The sequence below is a fragment of the Parendozoicomonas callyspongiae genome (assembly GCF_023502345.1).
Taxonomy (GTDB): domain Bacteria; phylum Pseudomonadota; class Gammaproteobacteria; order Pseudomonadales; family Endozoicomonadaceae; genus Sansalvadorimonas; species Sansalvadorimonas callyspongiae.
The window spans coordinates 43,491-63,470 of record NZ_JAMFLX010000021.1; the positions used below are offsets into that span (position 1 = coordinate 43,491).

Below are 19,980 nucleotides of genomic sequence, written 5' to 3' on the forward strand. Positions count from 1 at the left end.
CCCGCAGGGGATTTATAGATGGGACGGATCAGAGCCATCCGCTACGCACTATTTTTCCATGGGTTATTTATGGCATTTTTTGTATGGGCAGGATGGACAGGCTCCCCCTCCTTGGAGATGCAATTTAAAGAACATGAGTTTCTGGCTGCCTGCCGTGAGGGGAATCTGCCAGCTCTTGAATTTTATCTTGGGCTTGAGGATTTTGACCCTAATGAAGAGTTTACCAGTGGGGAAACAGGCAAGCTCATATGTGGGTTATCTCTTGCCGTCATAAACGGCCACGAGAAGGTTGTCAAGATTCTGGCTGATACCGAAGGCGTTGATCTTAATCAGTCCTACCATGGGGCAACACCATTGTTTATAGCCTGCTCGAGCGGCCTCGAAGAGATAGTCAAGATTCTGGCTAGAACCGGAAAAGTTGATCTTAACCACCCCTGCAATGAGACAGCACCAGTACTTATAGCTAGCATTAACGGACACGATAAGGTGGTCAAAATTCTGGCCCAGTACGAAACTGTCGATCTCAACACCCACAAGGAGGGCATAACGCCTCTGAGTGCAGCCTGTCGGCGGGGGCACGAGAAAGTGGTCGAGATTCTGGCTAGAACCGGAAAAGTTGATCTTAACCACCCCATCGATGAGATGACGCCAGTATTTATAGCCACCATAAGCGGACACGATAAGGTGGTCAAGATTCTGGCCCAGTACGAAACTGTCGATCTCAACACCCACAAGAAGGGCATAACGCTTCTGTGTGCAGCCTGTCGGCTGGGCCTCGAGAAAGTGGTCGAGATTCTGGCTAGAACCGGAAAAGTTGATCTTAACCACCCCATCGATGAGATGACGCCAGTACTTATAGCTAGCATGAACGGACACGATAAGGTGGTCGAGATTCTGGCTGGAACCGGAAAAGTTGATCTTAATCACGCCTGCAATGGGATAACACCAGTGTTAATAGCAAGTATATACGGACACGATGAGGTGGTTAAGACTCTTCTTAAAGCCGGGGCCACTCAAAACATGGAGTTATTATCGCCTCTGAATGTAGAGACTCACATTATAAATCTGCTGAGAGATGCTCTTAAGGAAGTCCGGCAGCAGGAGGGGCAACAACAACCCAATAAAATGGTAGTCTTATACAACATAATATTCGGAGGCGAAGAGGATGTTGTTTCTTCCCCTAATGTTCAATCACAGGTGGTACCTATGGCAGGAAGTTTACCTCACATCTCCCGATTGTCACTGACAGAAACTCCTAAAAAATGAAAACTTAACGTTCTGGCTTTTTTGGATACAGGGAAGATACCTGAAATTCAGATCCTTCAGAAATCGGAAGCCACGTTCACTTTTTGCTGAGACTTATAGTTCTTGAGCAGCTTCAAGAGGGAGAGCCAGGCTTCTCTTGATTGTTTTCATAACAACCTGGGTTTCAAACTGGCACACGTTGGGTGCGTCGAGAAGATAGGTTGTTGCAAAGCGGTCATATTCCCCCATGTCAGAAGCATTGAGGATCATGACAAAATCGCTTGTACCGGTAACGTAATAACATTGTGTCACCAGGGGGTGGGAGATAACCAGCTTCTGGAATTCACGATGATGATCAACAGACTCTTCATGGAATCGCACTGTCACAATTATCGTCAGTGAACGGCCAGCAGCTTTGGGAGAAACGACAACGACTTCTCTCTCTATAACTCCAATGTCTTTTAGATGCTTAACTCTACGCAGACAGGCACTGGGTGATAGCCCCACAGTTTCAGATAATTGTTCGGCAGTAAGACGATTGTGTTGTAAGAGATTGAGAATCTGGCGGTCAAATTTATCCATGTTCGAGTATCCCGTCAGTTTTTCTCGATTGAAACACTAACGACGTATATCGTGAATAGTTCTAGATCAAAATTCAGAAAAATTCATCGCAAAATGCCAAGAAATATTTGGTTGTAAGCATGTTTTTATCAATAGAACGGGCTTTTAGGTTGTTGTTTCAGTTTATGAGGCCAGAAAACTGAAAATCCAACGGGCCATAGTCAGGCTGCCTGCGCCTTCTATATTGAGAGAATTAAGCCTATTTTTTGAGGGGCTTTCTCAGGTTGGCAGATGATTTGCGAAAGACGCTATCCAGATTCCAGAAAGAGCCTTTCGCTAGGGCCTGTTTAAAGAGAGGCTGCTAAAGCCTGTTCAAGGTCAGCAAGAATATCGTCAATATGTTCAATACCAATGGATAGACGAATCATATCTCTGCTGACACCTGCGGCCGCCAGCTCTTCGTCATTCAGTTGTCGGTGTGTTGTTGAAGCTGGATGACAGGCCAGTGACTTGGCATCACCAATATTGACCAGTCGTGTCACCAGTTGCAGAGCATCAATGAATTTTGCTCCAGCCTGCTGTCCACCCTTGATACCGAAACTGAGAATGCCGGATGCCTCACCCTTCATATACTTCTGGCAAAGAGCATGATCTTGCGCTTCAGGCAGGCCAGCATAATTCACCCACTCAACCTGAGGGTGATTTTCCAGAGCCTGGGCAACGGCAAGAGCATTCGAGCAGTGGCGTTCCATACGCAGAGCCAGGGTTTCAATGCCCTGCAAAATCTGGAAAGCATTCATCGGGGAAATAGCTGCACCGGTATTACGCAGAGGCACAACCCGTGCCCTTCCGATAAAGGCTGCTTCTCCCAGAGCTTCAGCGTAAACGACGCCGTGATAGGACGGATCAGGTGTATTCAGCATTGGGAAACGGTCAGCATGTTCCGCCCATGGGAATTTTCCAGAGTCGATAATCACTCCGCCGATGGAAGTACCATGTCCACCCAAATACTTGGTCAGTGAGTGAATAACGATATCGGCACCATGCTCAATTGGACGCCATAGAGCTGGAGAGGCAACGGTGTTATCAACAATCAGCGGAACCCCTTTTGAGTGAGCAGCTTGTGCCAAAGGTTCAATATCAACAATATTACCGAGAGGATTGCCAATAGACTCACAGAAAACTGCACGAGTGTTGTCGTCAATCAGTGAGATCAGTGCATCTAGGTCATCATGGGGAGCCATTCGCACTTCAATACCCTGTTTTGGCAGTGTATGTGCAAACAGGTTGTAGGTGCCGCCGTAAAGCTTGTTGATGCTGACAATATTGTCCCCGGCTTCAGCAATAGTCTGAATGGCATAGGTAATGGCAGACATGCCTGAAGCTACAGCCAGACCGCCAATGCCTCCCTCAAGAGCTGCCATGCGCTGCTCAAGGACATCAGTAGTCGGATTCATAATCCGGGTATAGATATTTCCCGGAACTTTCAGGTCAAAAAGATCCGCACCATGTTGAGTACTGTCAAAGGCGTAAGATGTCGTCTGATAGACAGGCACTGCTACTGCCTTGGTTGTAGGGTCAGGAGCGTAACCTGCGTGAATTGCTTGGGTCTCTAGCTTCATATTTATACTTTATAGTGGTTATAGGTATATTTGTGATCGCCAGATTACCTGATCACAATAGAAATGGAAGAGATTCTTGTGGGTATATTAGCGTAGGTAACTGCATCAGGAGGAACAGCTGACTTCCAAATCTCCAGCCCAGTCAGGGGGGGAATCTGCGTAGCTTTCAAACTCAGGCTGTTCGGAAAATGGCTGCCTGATGATCTTCAGTAGCTTGTTAACTTCGCTGTAATCGCCATTTTCGGCTTTGTTTATGGCGATCTGAAGCAGATGGTTTCGCAAAATATATTTTGGGTTCACCTGTGACATCGACTTAATGATTTCATCCAGAGAAGACGGTTCCTGTGCTATTCGTTTTTCATACTTGTTCGACCATGAGTTGAACCTGTCCCTGTCGATAAAGAGATCCTGCAAATCAGGCTTTCCCAAAGCACGAAAGAATATTGTGTAGTCAGTTCTTTCGTCATGCATCAGCTGAAAAACTTCATCAAAAAGCTGGCTGTCCCCTTCTTTTGAAGATGACAGGCCGAACTTGGCCCTGAGAAGAGAAGCGTATTTTTTGGAAAAGAAAGAAGGGTATTGTTTAATCAGATCTTCGGCCTGCTCTTTCCCTTCAAGCAGTGGTAACAGAGCTGAGGCCAGAGCTGAACAGTTCCAGTAGCCAATATCAGGCTGGCGATTGAATGCGTAACGACCATGCCAGTCAGAGTGATTGCAGATGTGTACGGCATTAAAACCATCAATAAAGCCGAAAGGCCCGTAATCAATGGTATGCCCAAGAATAGACATATTGTCGCTATTCATAACGCCGTGACACCAGCCCACAGCCTGCCATTGAGCAACCATTTCCGCTGTACGTCGGGTTGCTTCAGATAGCAGATTTGCGGCTTTATCATCGGCATCTGTCCATTCAGGAAAGTGTCTTTCGACAACGTAATCAACAAGCTGGGAAAGAGCATCGAGTTGCCTGGTATGGCTGAAGTACTCGAATGTCCCGAAGCGAATATGGCTTTCAGAAACACGCAAGAGAGCAGCTCCTGTCTCGACCTGCTCCCGATAAACAGGAGTGTTGCTGTTGATCAGGCATAATGCTCTGGTTGTTGGAATACCCAGTGAGTGAAGTGCTTCTCCGCAGAGATATTCCCTGATGGTAGAACGCAGCACGGCTCGTCCGTCGCCATCACGGGAATAGGGTGTCAGGCCGGCTCCTTTAAGTTGCAGATCATAGAGAACCCCGTCTGAACCTTCTGTTTCGCCAAGCAAGATTGCCCGGCCATCACCAAGCCTTGGCACATAAACACCAAACTGATGCCCTGAATACACCATGGAAACAGGTTGGCCTCCTTCAGGAATCATCTCGCCATTACAAAGCTGGGCTAACTGTTCTTCAGAAAAGTCAGCACAGGAAAGCAGTTGGACAATATCCTGGTTCACACTGACCAGCTCCGGGGTATCCAGCGGCTGAGGCTGTACGTGGGATGAGAATGTTGAGCCGAGGTCGGCGTATGTGTGAACCAGCTTCATCAGAACTCAGATTGTTGTGCTTTGAGTAATGTTTCTAACACAATCGGCATAAAAAACCCTAAAAATGACTCGGACTTTTATCAACTGCTGCTTTACTGAAAAGAGTCAGGAAAAAAGCAAAAAGGATTTTTGTAATGCACCTTGTTCGCCATTTTATAGCTGCCTTTCTGTTTATGTGGGCAGTGCCCGTTCTCTCGGCCCATTATCATGGTGATGTTGATGCTTACCCACCATGGAAGGGAGGTAAAGGGCTAGGTGAACTGGATCTGGATGTTTCAACAAATAATGAAGAAGCCCGCCAGCACTTCTTAACTGGGCTGAAGCTAACTCATGTCTATGAGTTCCCAGAGGCAACGTGGAGTTTTCGTGAAGCTCAGCGCCTTGATCCGGCATTTGCCATGGCCTACTGGGGTGAGATTATGGCCAGCCATATGTTTGTCTGGTACGCCAAGGAGCCGGAGCAGGCTCAGGCCGCCCTGCATCGCATGAAGCAGAATGCAGATTTCTCCAGGTTGAATGAGAAAGAAAAGGGTTTAATCAGTGCAGGTCGCTTGCTGGTGGAAGGAAAGAGTATGGGGGCCATGCCATTCGACAAAGGTTCCCTGCTCAGTCAGTTCCGTGACCAACTGGGAGTTTTGTACAAGCGTTTTCCTGATGATCATGAAATTAAAGTGCTCTACGGGTATTCAGTGTTGGGAACCCGCCGGGGTGTGCGTGACTTCAAGGTAAACCAAAAAGCCCGCCAGCTCTTTCTGGAAGTGCTTAAAGAGAACTCTGAACATCCGGGTGCTATGCATTACCTGATTCATGCCAGCGAGAATGCTGCGGAAGGGTATTGGGCCAGGCAGGCTGCTGAGACATTTGGGGAAATTGTCTCAGCGTCCATTCATGCTTCGCATATGCCGTCGCACTATTACTATGCCGTGGGAGACTGGGATAAGGTTATTGAGATAAACCGCCATGCCTGGAAACAGTCGAAACAGCGTATTGCAGATATAGGGCTCAATGAAGATAACCTTGAATATCACGGTGTAGGCTGGATTTCCTATGGGCTGTTACAGCAGGGGAAATTCAGGGAAGCCAAGGCAGAACTGGATGAGCTGTATGAGCTATACCAGAAGAAACCATCAGCTACCAAAATGAAATATCTGCTGTTTGCCCGGGCAGGATATCTGGTAGATAGCCCTTTCGATTCAAAGGAGTTTGCTGAGATAAGACGAGCTGGAATAGATTTCAAGAACGCTAAGTCATCAGCTGTTGCCGCAAATATTTTCGCGGATGGTTATGCGGCCTGGCTTTTAAATGACAGCAGCGCTCTGAAGATGGCAGATAAACAATATGACATGTTGATGAAAATGGATTTATCACATCTTGGCCCACCTGATCAGGATGCGGTGCTGATTATGCAGAAGCTTTTGAAGGCACTGGTTCTGCTGGAAAAAGGTCAGGCATATGCAGCCGAAGTTGTTCTGGCTGATGCCTGTAAGATTGAAGACAACATGGTTCATGAACACGGCATTCCGCTGGCAGTAAAACCCGCGAACGAAATGTATGGCGATTTTTTAAGGGAATCCGGTCGGCCAGGTGAAGCTATATACTTTTACAACAAGTCACTTTCCTATCAGCCTGCTCGTCTGAAATCTTTACAGGGCATAGCCCGATCGAAAGATATGCTGAAAGAAATGTAGGGGCAGGATTCAACAGGCCCGCATTTATTTTGCGGCCTTGTTGACTCTCCACAGAGCATCTTCGTAAGCCCCACCAAAATCAATCCGGGTGATACCCTCGATATCATAGGTGTCATAACTTGACTCAAAGGAGGCATCCGGATTGATACAGTGCAAGAACAGCAGATCATCATCAACCTTGGATACCTTGCCAATCCAACATACAGATGGGTCGGTAATTTCCTGGTGAACTGTGACCAGTGGCGACAGACGGCTGATAGATTTCAGAACCGAAGCCATGGATTCAAGGTTAATAATTCCGGGATGCCTCGGAGCCTGCTCTTTTAATTCAAGCGCTTTCAAAATAAAACTATGCTGTGGTGCTGGTCTTTCAATATGGCTGATATCGCACCGGCGAATCACTTGGTAGCCATTGAGAGTGATCTGGTCACTGATAACCTGTAGAAGCAGCAAGTCTTTACTGGCATCCATCAGGATACCGCTGGTCCAGGCTGAATCACCTTCGATTCTCTGGCGGAAAACCCTGATGCAGGAGTGTAGAGGGAGAAGCTGGCTCGGCTCTCTCGGCTGCTGTGGAACGAGTTCTGTAACATTCTCAGGCATGACCTGCTCCCATATTCCGAAGGAAAACATCTTGTTTCGGGTACGCTATGGAGACTCCGTTTTCCCTGAATAGTTCCAGAATTTTTTCATTTAGCTGGTCTCGGACCTGTAAACGGTCATCAACATGAGCAACATGGGTGCGAAGTTCATACTGAAGGGCGCTGTCGCCATACTCCATCAACAGCACCAGTGTTTCGGGTGTGTCGACGACACGTTCATGGTCTTTGGCAGCCTGGTGCAGAAGTTTGTGTACAAGCTGGGGGTCGGCATCGTGAGAGACATAGAACGGCAGGATTATTCGAACAACGGAGTTGGAAAGCGACCAGTTGATCAGCTTCTCACCCATCAGCATTTTGTTGGGGATGATAATTTCCTTATGATCCCAGTCGGTTACAGTCGTGGCTCGGATACGAATTCTGGTAATGACACCGTTGATCTCACTGTTTGTATCTCCAAGGGTGATGGTGTCACCAATCCTGATCGGCCGCTCAAACAGGATGATCAGACCCGCAACAAAGTTGGCCACGATTTCCTGTAGCCCGATACCAATACCGATACCAAGAGCGGCTATCAGCCACTGGAGCTTGGCCCAGCTGGCACCCAACAGGGAAAGAGCGGTGATAAACCCGACGCAGCTGATGGTGTAGCTCAAAAGAGTTGTTGCAGCGTAGCTGGAGCCAGCCCTGAGTTTAAGCCGGGACAGAACCGTGACTTCCAAAAGACCAGGTAGATTTCGGGCCAGAATAAAACTGGTCACCAGAGTGGTAACACTCAGCAGCAGGTCTGTCAGATGAACCTGGAAGATTTCTCCTCCTTCGAGTTCCGGTGCGAATTCCCACAAAATGATGTTATTCAGAACATTCAGCAGGGAGAAAACTTCCCGCCACAGCCAGTAAAGCCCGATAAACAGACCCACAATCATCAGGGCGTTCAAAAGCCTCAGTGATTGCTGGTTAACAGTGGCAATATCAAGGGTGGGTTCCTCAATATTTTCACCATCCTTGCTGGCTGCTCTCTTCTTTAATGCCCGGGTGAATGACAGGCGGCGCTCAGCGACTCGCAGGCTTCGGATTACCAGAGCCTGCAACAAGACGGCGGCACCAACAAGGTAGAGTGTGCCAGCCAGCTGCTCTTGGAGCTGCAGAGTGGTGTAGTAATATCCGGCTGCAGTCAAAACCAGCTGTGCCAGTGCGATAAGAACAAGTGCCAGAGTCAGCAGCACATGCAGGAACCGTGATCCGAACAGGCTGCTGGCACCCCTCATAATCTGGAACAGAATCCAGCCCTGGAACAGTGACCCTGCCATAAGCAAAGTCATGCCCAAAATATCCTGATTAAGGTCTGTAGGCTGGGATTTGGCCAGAGTCACAGTCAGAAGCAGAGGAACCATAACCATCTTCAGTTTTAATAACAGGTGCTGAACTTTCCGGCACCTCTGGGGAGGCCAGTGGAAGTGAGTTACGGCAATGTTATGGGGGCGCAATATCTGTATAGCCAGAGAAAGCAGCAGCCATGCTACCGCTGTCACAATCAGAGCCATACCAAGGTTGGAAACACCATCCGGATTTCCTGTGACTTTTACCAAAGCCACGCCAATGGCTCCCATGAGAATAGGCAGAGGCATAACCTGAAGCAGTGCAAGGCCAAGTGCTGTAGGAGTAATCAGCAGAGTGTCGTGGCGGACATTACCCATTTTGCGGGTTAGCGTACGCTGCAGGGCTACAAATTTGCGCCTTCGAGCCTGTAGGAACAGGCAGAAAGCTACCACCAGCATCGAGACAAACCATTTATCCCTGAGAGTGTCGGTGAAAGAGAAGAGAATCTCTTCCCAGGGAATAGCAAGCAGCTGCTGCCACAGAGCCTGAGGCAGTTGAACCAACCAGTTCAGCCCAAGAGGCTGGTTACTGGCGATCCAGAACAACCGTTCCTCCAGTTTATTGGATAGCTCGTTGCTGTGAGAAGCAAGAGCCTTTTGATCAAGATCCAGGCTGGTGGCTGTTGTCAGAAGAATACCAAGTTCGCTGGACAGGTCTTCAAGAAGTGTCTGCCTGTCTGTCAGTAATCTAAGTAATTCATCATGGTCCTGTTGTGTGTACTTGACAGTCTGGCGACTGATCAGTTCCTGAACTTTATTCTCCGGGCTGGTCAGAACCTGCCTCTGCTGATCGTATTTGAATTTCTGAAGACGGGTCTGGGTGATCAGTTCTTCCACACCATGATCAATGGTGATGCTGGGAAGACTCATCAGGTTTTCCCGCAGCATCCTGGCCAGAATCCGGTTTTCTCCGATCAGAGCTGACTGTTGTCTGATGCTCAGGGTGATGTTGTCGAGATTATTAAGCTGGCTTCGGACTTTATTACCCTTGGCACTGGACTGGCTGATACGGTCTGATGTTGTCAGAAGCTGCTGGCTCAGCTCCATGTTCTCAGCTGCTTCAGCCTGCAGCAGCGCGGCCTTTCCTACGCTTGAGCGATTGATGCGGGAAGCCGTTGCCACAGCTTGCTCGCTGGCCGCTCTGCGTTTGAAGTTGATGATTGTCTGGATCGAAAGAACTTCCTGCTCCAGAAGCTGAGCCTTCTTTAATACCAGGCGCTGCTTCAATGTTTCAAGATCAAGCAGAGTGCTGCTGTCCCGAATCTCAAGGTTCAGGCGGGAGTCCTGAGTTTGCAGAACATTGGCCTCGGCCTGTAGCAGGTTTCGCTGTTGATCTTTGTGATCCGTAGCTGCAGTGGTGCTTTCCAGAAGGTTAAGTTGAGCCGTGATATCTTTTAAGCGTTCAACGTTTTTGCTGATGATGGCCTGATTTGTTTCCGGCCGGGCTCTGGCAATGGTGATCTGGCTGGCCATTCTGGTCAGAAGGTTCTGCTGCTCATTAATTTCTTCGAGGCGGGCGTCAAGCAGCTTTCGCAGCTGGTCAACTGGCAGATGCCGGTACTTTTCCAGCAGGGACTTGTCTGATGGGCGGTTTGTCTTATCCAGATTGTCCTGCAGCTTCTCCATATCTGCCGGAGCTCCAGTGATCTGGTGTTGTAATGCTTCCAGCTGATCCTGTTCCTGAATTGCCTGTTTCAGCAGATTCAGGGTTTTCTGATAAATGTCCGCAAGCTTTTGCTCCTGTTCATCCAGTGGCCTGTCAGCAGGCTTCATCTGCTCAAGAGCTTTGGCAATAGCTTCCTGGTTGGGAAGACGTGGAGTTGTAGGGTTGGCTGCAGAAAGAAGACTGCTAAAAGAGAAAGCCAACAGAAACAGAGGCAGAGCGCGCATGCTGATCAGACGTCCTTGTCACGGATTCTGGGTACATTAGTTAAAGTGTAGCGGCAGGCTTTGTCCTCACCAGAGAATTACAATAAGGGAATTGCGACCGGAACATTACGTTCCGGTCATATGATCAGAATAAAGTCAGCGGTTCTTCATCAAGAGCGGCCATTTGCTCTCTTAACTCAAGAACATGATCAGCCCAGTAACGTTCGGAATTAAACCAGGGGAAGGCAATAGGAAATGCCGGGTCCTTCCAGCGTCGTGCCAGCCATGCGCTGTAATGCATCAGGCGCAAAGTGCGGAAGTATTCAACCAGATTCAGTTCGACTGCGTTGAAATCATGGAATTCGTTATAGCCGTCAATTAACTCGGAGAGCTGAGCCATTTTGCTTTGGCGGTCTCCCGAGAGAAACATCCAAAGATCCTGAATAGCAGGGCCGTTGATACAGTCATCAAAGTCGACAAAATGAAAAACATCATCCCGGCACAGAATATTGCCCACATGGCAGTCGCCATGGAGGCGGATAATTTTTGGATCGTTCTGCTGGTCAATACGCTGCAGTTTGTCGATCAAATCCCTTGCCAGGGTTTCGTAAGCGGGGAGCAGGCTGGAGGGAATTACATTATTTTCCAGCAGATAAGTTGAAGTCTCTATCGCGTATCTCTGCAGTGTGATTTCAGGGCGATAGCTGAATGTATGCAGAGAACCAGCATTATGGATACGCCCCATAAGCTGACCCAGGCTGAACAGGTGATCCATATTATCCAGCTCTGGCGCATGCCCGCCTTTTCTTTGGTAAAGGCTGAACATAAAACTGCTGTAATCGTGCAGGGTAATTCCGTTTTTATTGGAAATAGGAGGAACAACGGAAATATCCAAAGCCTCGAGTTCCTGGGCAAACGCATGCTCTTCCAGAATCTGCTCACGGCTCCAGCGGCCGGGCCGGTAGAACTTCACAATAATGGGGGATTCGTCTTCCAGACCTACCTGGTAAACCCGGTTTTCATAGCTGTTCAGTGCCAGAATGCGGGCATCACTTAAATAGCCTTGGGATTCAACGGCATCAATGACCAAATCAGGTGTCAAAGATTCATAAGGGTGTTGGTCATTATCTGACATTGCAGGCTCCAGATTTCAGGTGGATCTATTGTAGGGAGCCTGCAACCAGTCAGCCATAGCTTTCTTAGGCGGCTTTCTTAATGACTTCCTGAGCTTTGATGTTCGTTTGGGCTTTGCGCTGCTTCAAATCCCGAATCACGAAATACAGAACCACGATAACCAGGAAAATATTGGATATCGGCATGGATATCCATACACCGGTTGTGCCCAGCCATTTAGGCAAAATCAGCAACATAGGTATCTGAATCAGCATGTTGCCGATAGAGATAAGCGTCGCCAGTCTGGCGAGTGCCAAAGCCTGAAAATAGGCTGCACACACCACAATAAAACCATCAAGAAACATCGTGAACAGATGAAGCCTGAGTCCAAGCACTGTTGATTCCAGCAGAGCTGGATCATTGTTTATGAAAATACTCGCGAGCAGTTCAGGGAATAGATTCAACAATAATTGGGTTGTTACACCTATACCGATGGCCCAGGATGCAGCCATTACCAGTGCATCCCTGATATTTCGGTTGTTATTTGCTCCTTTATTAAAGCTCACAATGGGTTGTATGCCATGGCCTACACCTTCTGCGAACATGTAATAGAAAGCCTGCACATATCCAACAATGGCATATGCTGCCAGTACAGTTACGTTGCCATATTCCAGAAACAGCCGGTTGTGAAGAATCATAACAATGCTGAAGTAGAGGAACATAACGAAGCTTGAAAAGCCGACCGCCATGGTTTTCTCTGAAAGCTTGAGGCTGAACCGAAGATCAGAAAGTTTGAGAGGGCTTGTCGCATGTCGACTAAAGAAATAGCTACTTCCAATGATCATGACCAGTCCCTGGGCCATGACAGTTGCCAGTGCGGCACCCTGAACCTTTTGATCAAGCATCACAACAAATATCCAGTCCAGGAAGATGTTGACTACTGCACCAAAGCACATCAGTGCCGTTGCTAATTTCGGCTTCTCATCGTTTCGAACAAGCATAGGCAGAGCCATTCCGGCCAAAGCAGGTAATGCACCAAAACTCAGGGTGTGCAGATAATCTATACCCATGGACAGAGCTGGCCCGGAGGCTTTCTGAAGCATCAGTAAGTCGCCAGCCAGTACATATAAAACAGCACCAAGAGCAAAGCTGATTATGGGCAGAAGGACAAAAACATTGCCCATGACTTTACGGGCTTTCTCTGTATCTCCAGCCCCTCTGTTAATGGAGTAAAGTGCTGAAGCTCCGGTTCCAGCCATAAGACCAAACCCGAAAAGCACCCCAAAAATGGGCCAGGAAAGGTTGATGGCAGCAAGGCCCTCTGCACCGACAGCCTGCCCGATAAAAATTCCGTCAATTACCGAATAGAGGCCATTAACAACCATGCCCATGACTGCAGGCAGAGTGTATTTCCAGAACAGTTTTCCTACTGGAAGGTTGGCCATCATGTTCTGGCTGTTATCTTGTATGCCAGTTGCTTCACTCATAAACTCAAATTCTATTTTGGTTAGCCTAACTAACTACTTTGAATGTGTACCATATTTTTTCTTTCCTGTTATTAAACGGTGTAATGAGCAGGCGTTCGCACCAGGCACCAGATATCAAGTGTCTGAACTCCTGTTTTCTTTAAGGTACGACAGAGTTCTTCAACGGTTGAACCTGTTGTCATAACATCATCAACAATTGCAACATGCTTGACTCCTGGAGCCCTTTTTAGAGAAAAAATATTCTTGGTATTTCGTTTTCTCTCTGACAAAGCCAGACCTCTTTGGGGAGTTGCTCTCCTTTTTTTAATGCAATTACTCAGTACGGGTATGCCCGTTGTTTTAGAAATGCTTCTGGCAATCAGGTTCGACTGATTGAACCCCCGCTTTCTTAATCGCCACCAATGTAATGGAACTGGAATAATTGCCTGCGGCCATTCCTTGTCCTGATAGTGATTTTCAAGTGAATCAGCAAGTCTGCTGACCAAAGGACGAAGGTAGATCAGCCTTCCTCCGTATTTCAGCTGCTTCAACATATTGGAAACAGGTGGCTCGTATGTGAAAGGGATAATGCAGTCATTAAAAGGACGTTCGTACTTCTGGCATTGGCGACAAAACAGTGAGTTTGCTTCGGGCAAGGGTTCCCTGCATTTCTCACAGCACCACCCGAGGACAGGCAGTGATATAAGGCATTTGTTGCATAACACGGTGGTAGGAGAACTTTTGTCTTTACACAGAGGGCATATGGCAAAATCCGTCTGATCAAAAAATACCCGAAAGTAAACTGCCGGTGTTTTTGTTGGTTGACTGTCTTGTCTCATCGGGTATTATCGCAGCAAGTTACATGGAAAACCTTCCCTGAAATAACCGGTCAGAAGCCGGAGCAACACGAAGCCTGATACCCATTATGCAGAACACAACTACTCGTCACGACTGGACTGTCGCGGAAGTCGAAGAGCTATTTGCTCTGCCATTCAACGATCTGTTATTTCAGGCCCAGACGATCCATCGTCAGCACTTTGATCCAAACGAAGTGCAGGTTAGCACACTTCTGTCTATCAAGACTGGAGCCTGCCCTGAAGATTGCAAGTACTGCCCGCAGAGTGGTCGATACAACACCGGTCTGGAAAAAGAAAAGCTGATGGAGGTTCAGCGGGTTCTGGAAAAAGCCAAGCAGGCCCGTGCAACTGGCGCGACCCGTTTCTGCATGGGTGCAGCGTGGAAGAATCCACCAAAGAAAGATTTCCCATACGTCCTCGAAATGGTGAAGGGCGTAAAAAAACTGGGTCTGGAAACCTGCATGACTCTGGGCAAGCTTTCCAGAGAACAGACTCAGCAGTTAAAAGAAGCCGGGCTGGATTACTACAACCACAACCTGGATACCTCACCAGAGTTCTATAAAAACATTATTACCACCCGTACTTATTCAGATCGTCTGGAAACGCTGTCTTTTGTTCGTGACTCCGGAATGAAAATCTGCAGCGGTGGTATTGTCGGAATGGGTGAAAACTCCAGTGATCGCGCTGGTCTGCTGGTTAATCTGGCTAACCTTCCACAGCACCCGGAAAGTGTGCCCATCAATATGCTGGTAAAAGTGGATGGAACACCTCTGGATAATGTTGAAGATCTGGAACCATTTGATTTTATCCGCTGCATCGCCGTTGCCCGCATCATGATGCCTAAGTCCCATGTCCGCCTGTCCGCTGGCCGTACAGATATGAACGAGCAGATGCAGGCTCTGGCCTTTATGGCGGGTGCCAACTCCATTTTCTACGGTGAATGTCTGCTGACGACACCGAATCCTGAAGCTCACAAAGACAAACTGCTGTTCAAAAAGCTGGGTATCAATCCTGAGCGACGTGTGGTTGAGCATGATGATGAAGAGCAGGAAATTGAACTGCTTGATCAGGTTCAGAAAAAACAGGATGAGGCCCTGTTTGTAGACGCTGCAGCTGTGTGAGATGTGCCGGTATGAGCGCATTTAATCTGGACGCAGCTCTGGCGAAACGCAGGGACGACAATCTGTACCGCGAACGAAAGCTTCTGGGCAGTGCCCAGGGGCCGGAAGTGATTGTTGATGGCAGAAAAACTCTGGCTTTCTGCAGCAATGACTACCTGGGGCTAGCCAATCATCCCGAGGTGATTGCAAGCTTCCGCAAGGCTACTGACCAATATGGTGTTGGTGGTGGAGCGTCACATCTTGTGATCGGTCATAGTGAAGCCCATCACAAACTGGAAGAAGAGCTGGCTGAGTTTACCGGTCGACCACGGGTAATTCTGTTTTCCACTGGTTACATGGCCAACATCGGCGTGATAAGTGCGTTGTTGGGAAAGCGTGATGCCGTTTTCCAGGATCGACTCAATCATGCGTCATTGATTGATGCCGGGCAGCTATCCGGTGCCCGGTTCCAGCGTTACCTTCATAACGATCCTGCAAGTCTTGAGTTAAAACTTCAGCGCAGTGAAACCGAGCGCAAACTGGTTGTGACAGACGGTGTGTTCAGCATGGATGGTGATATCGCTCCTGTCCGTGAACTCTCAACTGTTGCACGCAAGCACGATGCCTGGCTGATGGTTGATGATGCTCATGGCTTTGGCTCAGTCGGTATTGGCGGTCGTGGAGTGGCTGATCTCCATGATATGAGTACTGAAGATCTGCCTGTTTTGGTGGGAACTCTTGGTAAAGCCTTTGGAACAGCTGGAGCCTTTGTCGCGGGCAGCGAGGCATTGATTGAGACTCTTGTGCAGTTTGCCCGCACCTATATCTACACCACCTCCATGCCTCCAGCTGTTGCAGAAGCAACACGAACCAGTCTTCGCCTCTTAAGAGATGAAGAGTGGCGGCGTGAGCATCTGAAAGATTTGATTGATCAGTTTCGTTCCGGCTGTGAACAGCTCGGGCTGGAACTGATGGAATCCAACACACCGATTCAACCAATTCTTGTGGGAACTGCCGAAAACGCACTGGCTATGAGTGCAGCTCTGGCAGAGGAAGGCATACTGGTTACAGCCATCCGACCGCCTACTGTGCCGAATGGTATGTCGCGGCTGCGGGTGACATTCAGTGCTTCTCATACGACAGAGCACGTTAACCGCTTGCTGTCAGCGCTGGAAAAAGTCAGCAAGAACATAAATGGAATACAGGCCAGGGAGAAGATGAAATGGCAGCAGTAGTTATTGTTTCTGGCTGGGCCATGTCTGCGGAGATTCTTTCTCCTTTGGCTGAGGCTTTGGAAAGTTCAGGCCATCACGTTACTTCATTGTCGCTGGCAGAGGCTCAAGGCGAAACCTGGGATGATTTATACGCCTTGCTGGATACTGCAATTAATGGTCAGAAGACTGTTTTAGTTGGCTGGTCTCTGGGAGGTAACCTTTGTGCCCGTTACGCGGCCAGAAACCCTGAAAAGGTAGCTGCGTTAGTCACGATGGGAAGTACACCCTCATATGTTACTGCCGATGGCTGGACAGGTGGCAAACACCCTGATGCTTACAAAGAGTTTGCGGACGGTGTGGCTGCTGATATTCAAACTGCCATGAAAGGTTTTGCCCCGGTCTGTGCCCGTGGCAGTAATGATATGAAAGGCGCAATCCGCGCCTTCAGGGCATCGGCAAAATGGGCTTTGGGTACCGATACCGACTGGCGAGAGTTACTGGATCGTCTGGCTGAAGATGCACGGCCATTGTGGTCTCAGGTTAGCTGCCCTGCCCTGCACTTTTTGGCTGACAGTGACCCTCTGGCAAAGTCAGATATTGCCACAGACCTGCAGGCCCTAGTTCCACAGCATAAAGTGACTGTGCTGTCTGGCAGCCATGGAATTTTCCTGGATCACACAGAAGAAGTCGTTCAAGCGGTCAACTCATTTAGCAGGGAGGCTTGAAGATGACATATATGCCCACGCTGACCGGCGAGGTAATAACTCCACGAGTCGATAAACGGCAGGTTGCTGAGTCTTTCAGCAAAGCCGCAGGAACCTATGATTCTGCTGCAACACTACAGCAGATTGTTGCTGCCAGAGTTCGTCTAGGACTCCCTGATCTTGATGAGGGTGCTTCCATCCTAGATATGGGGTGTGGCACAGGTTTTGAAACCCGGGCGCTGGTTCAGCGTTTTCCAACTGCTGATGTGGCTGGTCTGGATATCTCCGAAGGAATGCTGGCTTATGCCCAGAATCAGCCGGATTTGAAAAACTGTCAGTGGCTGTCCGGTGATATAGAAGAACTTCCTTTCCATGAAAACAGGTTTGACCTGGTATTTTCCAGTCTGGCTGTACAGTGGTGCGACTGTTTCTCAGAGGTTCTGGAGCAGGTTAAGCGTGTCCTCAAACCTGGCGGACGCTTTGTGTTTTCTACTCTGGCTGCCGGTAGTTTGCATGAATTGCAACAAGCTTGGCTGAGTGTAGACAGTAGCCCTCATGTTAATCAGTACGAGAGTCATACTCTTCAGAAGCAGCGCGTCAATGCTTCCGGTTTAAAAGTGGATACCTTCTGCCAGCAAACCGAAACCCTGTACTACCCTTCTGTCCTGCATCTGCTTAGAGAAATGAAAGCACTGGGTGCAAATACTGTGATTAACAGCCAGGGCAAAGGGCTTTCTGGTCGAAGTGTTCTTAAAACTTTGACCAAAGGTTACGAGTCCTACAAAACCGAGAAAGGATTCCCGGCCAGTTATCAGGTTGTTTACGGAGTTCTTTGCAAGCCGGATCAAATCAGTCAATCAGAGTAGTTTGATAATGAGAAGAACAGTTTTTGTCACCGGCACGGATACCGATGCTGGCAAAACAGTTGTGTCCTGCGGCCTTTTGGCCAGAGCTCAGCTGGATGGTTTGACGACTGCAGCCGTAAAGCCCATTGCTTCAGGATGTGAGCAAACAGAAGAAGGTTTGCGGAACAATGATGCTCTGGCACTGCAATCTGCCTGCACAATGGATCTGCCTTATGAGCAGGTTAACCCCATTGCTCTTGAGCCTGCTATTGCGCCGCATATAGGTCTGCAGGAAACAAACCGGAAAATCACAGCGGATCAGCTGGCCGGCTACTGCCGCGGAGTTATGATGCGTGGTGCAGATTTGACTCTGATTGAAGGTGCTGGCGGATGGCGTGTTCCACTGTCTCCCCGGGAGATGTATTCCAGTGTTCCTAAACTGCTGAATGCGCCTGTAGTTCTGGTTGTGGGGATGAGGCTTGGCTGTATCAACCATGCTGTAATGACGCTTGAAGCCATTATCAAGGATGGTTTAAAGCCTGTTGGCTGGGTGGCGAATCGTGCCGAACCGGAAATGAGCCGCTTTCAGGAAAACATGACTACCCTGAAAGGTCTGTTGCCAGTACCCTGCCTCGGTGAGGTTCCCCATTTGGAAAATCCGACACCGAAATGTGTTGCAGAGTACCTGACGTTACCCCAGTTTTAATTCGCTCTTTTCGTAGGTGCCGTTATGAAACTGCCCAGAATATTGATTGCCTGCCTGGTTATTCTTCTAGCTGGTTGCTCCGTACTGCAGAAACCCGTTGATACCAGAGTGACTGCGACTCTAACTGGTGGTCAGAAGATTCTTGACCAAATAGAGATGCTTGAAGATGAGGGGGTTCTGGACACGGTTGTGGTAGCGGAATCCTTTCCTCTTGAGATAATAGTGACAGGTTCCAAAAAAGCAGTTGGCTGTTTAAGCAAGGGAGGAACGTGGCTGAACAGACATCAGGAGTGTGAGCACATCAGTGCGTTAAACTGCGCCGAACTGGGTGGAAAATATAATGAATGTGCTTCTGTTTGCCGTCATCAGGGTTCAGATGTCTTCTGTATTCAGATGTGTGTGCCTACCTGCACTATTAAATAGGCCCTTGAATATAAAACGACCATGGCCGTAAGAAAGTCTATGGTCGTTTTATGAAGTGGCGTTCAATGTCAGTAGGTTCTGGTATGCACTACAGAGTCTGAGTAGAGATTCTCTGCAGCAAAATAATCACCGGGAACTCGTAACTCTCCATCCATATACAGTTTGGCTTCTCCGCGTATAAGTACCCGGTCATGTTTTAACTGGCACTCAATTTCCCCACCCCGGTGTGAAGCGCTTTTGGCAATAAGCAGATTTTTGTCCAGCTTTTCAGACCAGTAGGCTGTCAGCAGTGAGTGAGCTGACGCATTGAGCGGATCTTCAATAATTCCGGTGCCAGGCCCACCAAAGCAGCGGGAAACGAAATCAGTTCCTGGGGTGTCAGATGCGGCTGTAACAACCATTCCGCGTGTATGACAGGCCGGATTATCAAGAAGAACAAGGTTCATACCTGACACAATAGATTCTTCTGGTGCCACGACCAGCCAGTCATCCTGACCGAGCATTGCCGCAACAGGCGTAAAGCCCAGTTCCTGCTTCAGCTCTTCCGGCATTTTTGATTCGAATGGATAATCGATGGGAAGAGACAGTTCGACTCTTTTATCCAGGAAGTTTGCGGTTAATTCTCCCCGCAGACTTTTGAAAGTGAGAGTTTTTGACATATCACCCAGCTCATCCCGAATGACCTTGGCTGCAGCCAAGGTTGCGTGGGCCGAGAGGTTACTTTCGCACACCGGCGTGAACCAGCGAATGTGATACGACGAGTGTCCACCGACGATAAAAGCGGTTTCAGAGTTGTTTTCGGCAGCAATGCCCTGCAACACATCTTCCGGAAGCCACTCCGGGAGAGGGCAGACCATGGCCGGGTTACCGGAAAACACAGTATCAGTGAAGGTGTCCAGGCGGAATATTTTGATTCGAATCATAAATGCCCTTTCATGAAAAGTACTTTCTCACTCTCTGAACAGGACAGAGCTGAACGTTACCCATATATGGCAGTTCAGCTGTCTGTATAACAAGAATCTTCATTTGCCTTGTAAAACTTAAACCAGGCAGGGGCAACTAGAG

The 19,980-nt window shown here is 48.5% G+C and carries 17 protein-coding genes; 8 read left to right on the plus strand and 9 right to left on the minus strand.

Going from position 1 to position 19,980, the window contains the following annotated elements; all coding sequences use genetic code 11:
- Positions 1-18 precede the first annotated feature (18 nt).
- Complete coding sequence (locus tag M3P05_RS14800) at positions 19-1,266, plus strand: ankyrin repeat domain-containing protein (protein WP_249700617.1); 1,248 nt, start codon at positions 19-21, stop codon at positions 1,264-1,266.
- A 93-nt stretch (positions 1,267-1,359) separates the two neighbouring features.
- On the opposite strand, the gene M3P05_RS14805 is transcribed toward M3P05_RS14800, so the two are convergent.
- The 3 genes from M3P05_RS14805 to M3P05_RS14815 all read right to left on the minus strand — a co-directional run bounded on the left by M3P05_RS14805 (position 1,360) and on the right by M3P05_RS14815 (position 4,952).
- Positions 1,360-1,827: an Lrp/AsnC family transcriptional regulator gene (locus M3P05_RS14805; protein ID WP_249700619.1), complete on the minus strand. Its 468-nt coding sequence runs from the start codon at positions 1,825-1,827 to the stop codon at positions 1,360-1,362.
- A gap of 326 nt (positions 1,828-2,153) precedes the next feature.
- Entirely contained in the window at positions 2,154-3,428 is a 1,275-nt protein-coding gene (locus M3P05_RS14810; RefSeq protein WP_249700621.1) for a bifunctional O-acetylhomoserine aminocarboxypropyltransferase/cysteine synthase, read from the minus strand.
- A gap of 105 nt (positions 3,429-3,533) precedes the next feature.
- Positions 3,534-4,952 (minus strand): protein adenylyltransferase SelO, encoded by a 1,419-nt coding sequence (locus tag M3P05_RS14815; protein WP_249700623.1) that lies wholly within the window; start codon positions 4,950-4,952, stop codon positions 3,534-3,536.
- Positions 4,953-5,086: 134 nt separating this feature from the next.
- Between M3P05_RS14815 and M3P05_RS14820 the strand changes: the two genes are divergently transcribed.
- A complete protein-coding gene (locus M3P05_RS14820) occupies positions 5,087-6,640 on the plus strand; it encodes a hypothetical protein (protein WP_249700624.1) in 1,554 nt (517 codons plus the stop codon).
- Positions 6,641-6,664: 24 nt separating this feature from the next.
- Here M3P05_RS14820 and M3P05_RS14825 read toward each other — a convergent pair whose 3' ends face one another.
- The 5 genes from M3P05_RS14825 to M3P05_RS14845 all read right to left on the minus strand — a co-directional run bounded on the left by M3P05_RS14825 (position 6,665) and on the right by M3P05_RS14845 (position 13,722).
- Positions 6,665-7,243 (minus strand): hypothetical protein, encoded by a 579-nt coding sequence (locus tag M3P05_RS14825; protein ID WP_249700626.1) that lies wholly within the window; start codon positions 7,241-7,243, stop codon positions 6,665-6,667.
- A complete protein-coding gene (locus M3P05_RS14830) occupies positions 7,236-10,508 on the minus strand; it encodes a mechanosensitive ion channel domain-containing protein (RefSeq protein ID WP_249700628.1) in 3,273 nt (1,090 codons plus the stop codon). Before M3P05_RS14830 ends, M3P05_RS14825 begins: the two co-directional genes overlap by 8 nt.
- A gap of 124 nt (positions 10,509-10,632) precedes the next feature.
- Positions 10,633-11,622: a serine/threonine protein kinase gene (locus M3P05_RS14835; protein ID WP_249700630.1), complete on the minus strand. Its 990-nt coding sequence runs from the start codon at positions 11,620-11,622 to the stop codon at positions 10,633-10,635.
- 64 nt (positions 11,623-11,686) lie between these two features.
- A complete protein-coding gene (locus M3P05_RS14840) occupies positions 11,687-13,087 on the minus strand; it encodes an MATE family efflux transporter (RefSeq protein ID WP_249700631.1) in 1,401 nt (466 codons plus the stop codon).
- A 71-nt stretch (positions 13,088-13,158) separates the two neighbouring features.
- Positions 13,159-13,722, minus strand: a complete 564-nt coding sequence (locus M3P05_RS14845; protein ID WP_249700632.1) for a ComF family protein — start codon at positions 13,720-13,722, stop codon at positions 13,159-13,161.
- A 269-nt stretch (positions 13,723-13,991) separates the two neighbouring features.
- Here M3P05_RS14845 and bioB point away from each other — a divergent pair, with 269 nt between their 5' ends.
- The 6 genes from bioB to M3P05_RS14875 are packed head-to-tail and all read left to right on the plus strand — an operon-like array spanning position 13,992 to position 18,915.
- Entirely contained in the window at positions 13,992-15,044 is a 1,053-nt protein-coding gene (gene bioB / locus M3P05_RS14850) for a biotin synthase BioB (RefSeq protein ID WP_249700633.1), read from the plus strand.
- A gap of 11 nt (positions 15,045-15,055) precedes the next feature.
- Positions 15,056-16,258 (plus strand): 8-amino-7-oxononanoate synthase, encoded by a 1,203-nt coding sequence (gene bioF, locus M3P05_RS14855; protein ID WP_249700634.1) that lies wholly within the window; start codon positions 15,056-15,058, stop codon positions 16,256-16,258.
- Positions 16,246-16,962: an alpha/beta fold hydrolase gene (locus M3P05_RS14860; protein ID WP_249700636.1), complete on the plus strand. Its 717-nt coding sequence runs from the start codon at positions 16,246-16,248 to the stop codon at positions 16,960-16,962. Before bioF ends, M3P05_RS14860 begins: the two co-directional genes overlap by 13 nt.
- A gap of 2 nt (positions 16,963-16,964) precedes the next feature.
- On the plus strand, positions 16,965-17,807 hold the full coding sequence (bioC, locus tag M3P05_RS14865; protein WP_249700638.1) for a malonyl-ACP O-methyltransferase BioC: 843 nt from the start codon (positions 16,965-16,967) through the stop codon (positions 17,805-17,807).
- A gap of 7 nt (positions 17,808-17,814) precedes the next feature.
- Positions 17,815-18,492 carry a dethiobiotin synthase gene (bioD, locus tag M3P05_RS14870; protein WP_249700640.1) on the plus strand — a complete coding sequence of 226 codons (678 nt, stop codon included), beginning with the start codon at positions 17,815-17,817 and terminating at the stop codon, positions 18,490-18,492.
- Between the two features lie 24 nt (positions 18,493-18,516).
- Positions 18,517-18,915 (plus strand): hypothetical protein, encoded by a 399-nt coding sequence (locus M3P05_RS14875; RefSeq protein WP_249700642.1) that lies wholly within the window; start codon positions 18,517-18,519, stop codon positions 18,913-18,915.
- A gap of 68 nt (positions 18,916-18,983) precedes the next feature.
- On the opposite strand, the gene M3P05_RS14880 is transcribed toward M3P05_RS14875, so the two are convergent.
- Positions 18,984-19,838 (minus strand): PhzF family phenazine biosynthesis protein, encoded by an 855-nt coding sequence (locus M3P05_RS14880; protein WP_249700643.1) that lies wholly within the window; start codon positions 19,836-19,838, stop codon positions 18,984-18,986.
- Positions 19,839-19,980 lie beyond the last annotated feature (142 nt).

Excerpts from the sequence above, each read along its gene's own strand:
- M3P05_RS14800 (WP_249700617.1), top strand. The coding sequence starts at position 19 with ATGGGACGGATCAGAGCCATCCGCTACGCACTATTTTTCCATGGGTTA.
- M3P05_RS14805 (WP_249700619.1), bottom strand. The coding sequence starts at position 1,827 with ATGGATAAATTTGACCGCCAGATTCTCAATCTCTTACAACACAATCGT.
- M3P05_RS14810 (WP_249700621.1), bottom strand. The coding sequence starts at position 3,428 with ATGAAGCTAGAGACCCAAGCAATTCACGCAGGTTACGCTCCTGACCCT.
- M3P05_RS14815 (WP_249700623.1), bottom strand. The coding sequence starts at position 4,952 with ATGAAGCTGGTTCACACATACGCCGACCTCGGCTCAACATTCTCATCC.
- M3P05_RS14820 (WP_249700624.1), top strand. The coding sequence starts at position 5,087 with ATGCACCTTGTTCGCCATTTTATAGCTGCCTTTCTGTTTATGTGGGCA.
- M3P05_RS14825 (WP_249700626.1), bottom strand. The coding sequence starts at position 7,243 with ATGCCTGAGAATGTTACAGAACTCGTTCCACAGCAGCCGAGAGAGCCG.
- M3P05_RS14830 (WP_249700628.1), bottom strand. The coding sequence starts at position 10,508 with ATGCGCGCTCTGCCTCTGTTTCTGTTGGCTTTCTCTTTTAGCAGTCTT.
- M3P05_RS14835 (WP_249700630.1), bottom strand. The coding sequence starts at position 11,622 with ATGTCAGATAATGACCAACACCCTTATGAATCTTTGACACCTGATTTG.
- M3P05_RS14840 (WP_249700631.1), bottom strand. The coding sequence starts at position 13,087 with ATGAGTGAAGCAACTGGCATACAAGATAACAGCCAGAACATGATGGCC.
- bioB (WP_249700633.1), top strand. The coding sequence starts at position 13,992 with ATGCAGAACACAACTACTCGTCACGACTGGACTGTCGCGGAAGTCGAA.
- bioF (WP_249700634.1), top strand. The coding sequence starts at position 15,056 with ATGAGCGCATTTAATCTGGACGCAGCTCTGGCGAAACGCAGGGACGAC.
- M3P05_RS14860 (WP_249700636.1), top strand. The coding sequence starts at position 16,246 with ATGGCAGCAGTAGTTATTGTTTCTGGCTGGGCCATGTCTGCGGAGATT.
- bioC (WP_249700638.1), top strand. The coding sequence starts at position 16,965 with ATGACATATATGCCCACGCTGACCGGCGAGGTAATAACTCCACGAGTC.
- bioD (WP_249700640.1), top strand. The coding sequence starts at position 17,815 with ATGAGAAGAACAGTTTTTGTCACCGGCACGGATACCGATGCTGGCAAA.
- M3P05_RS14875 (WP_249700642.1), top strand. The coding sequence starts at position 18,517 with ATGAAACTGCCCAGAATATTGATTGCCTGCCTGGTTATTCTTCTAGCT.
- M3P05_RS14880 (WP_249700643.1), bottom strand. The coding sequence starts at position 19,838 with ATGATTCGAATCAAAATATTCCGCCTGGACACCTTCACTGATACTGTG.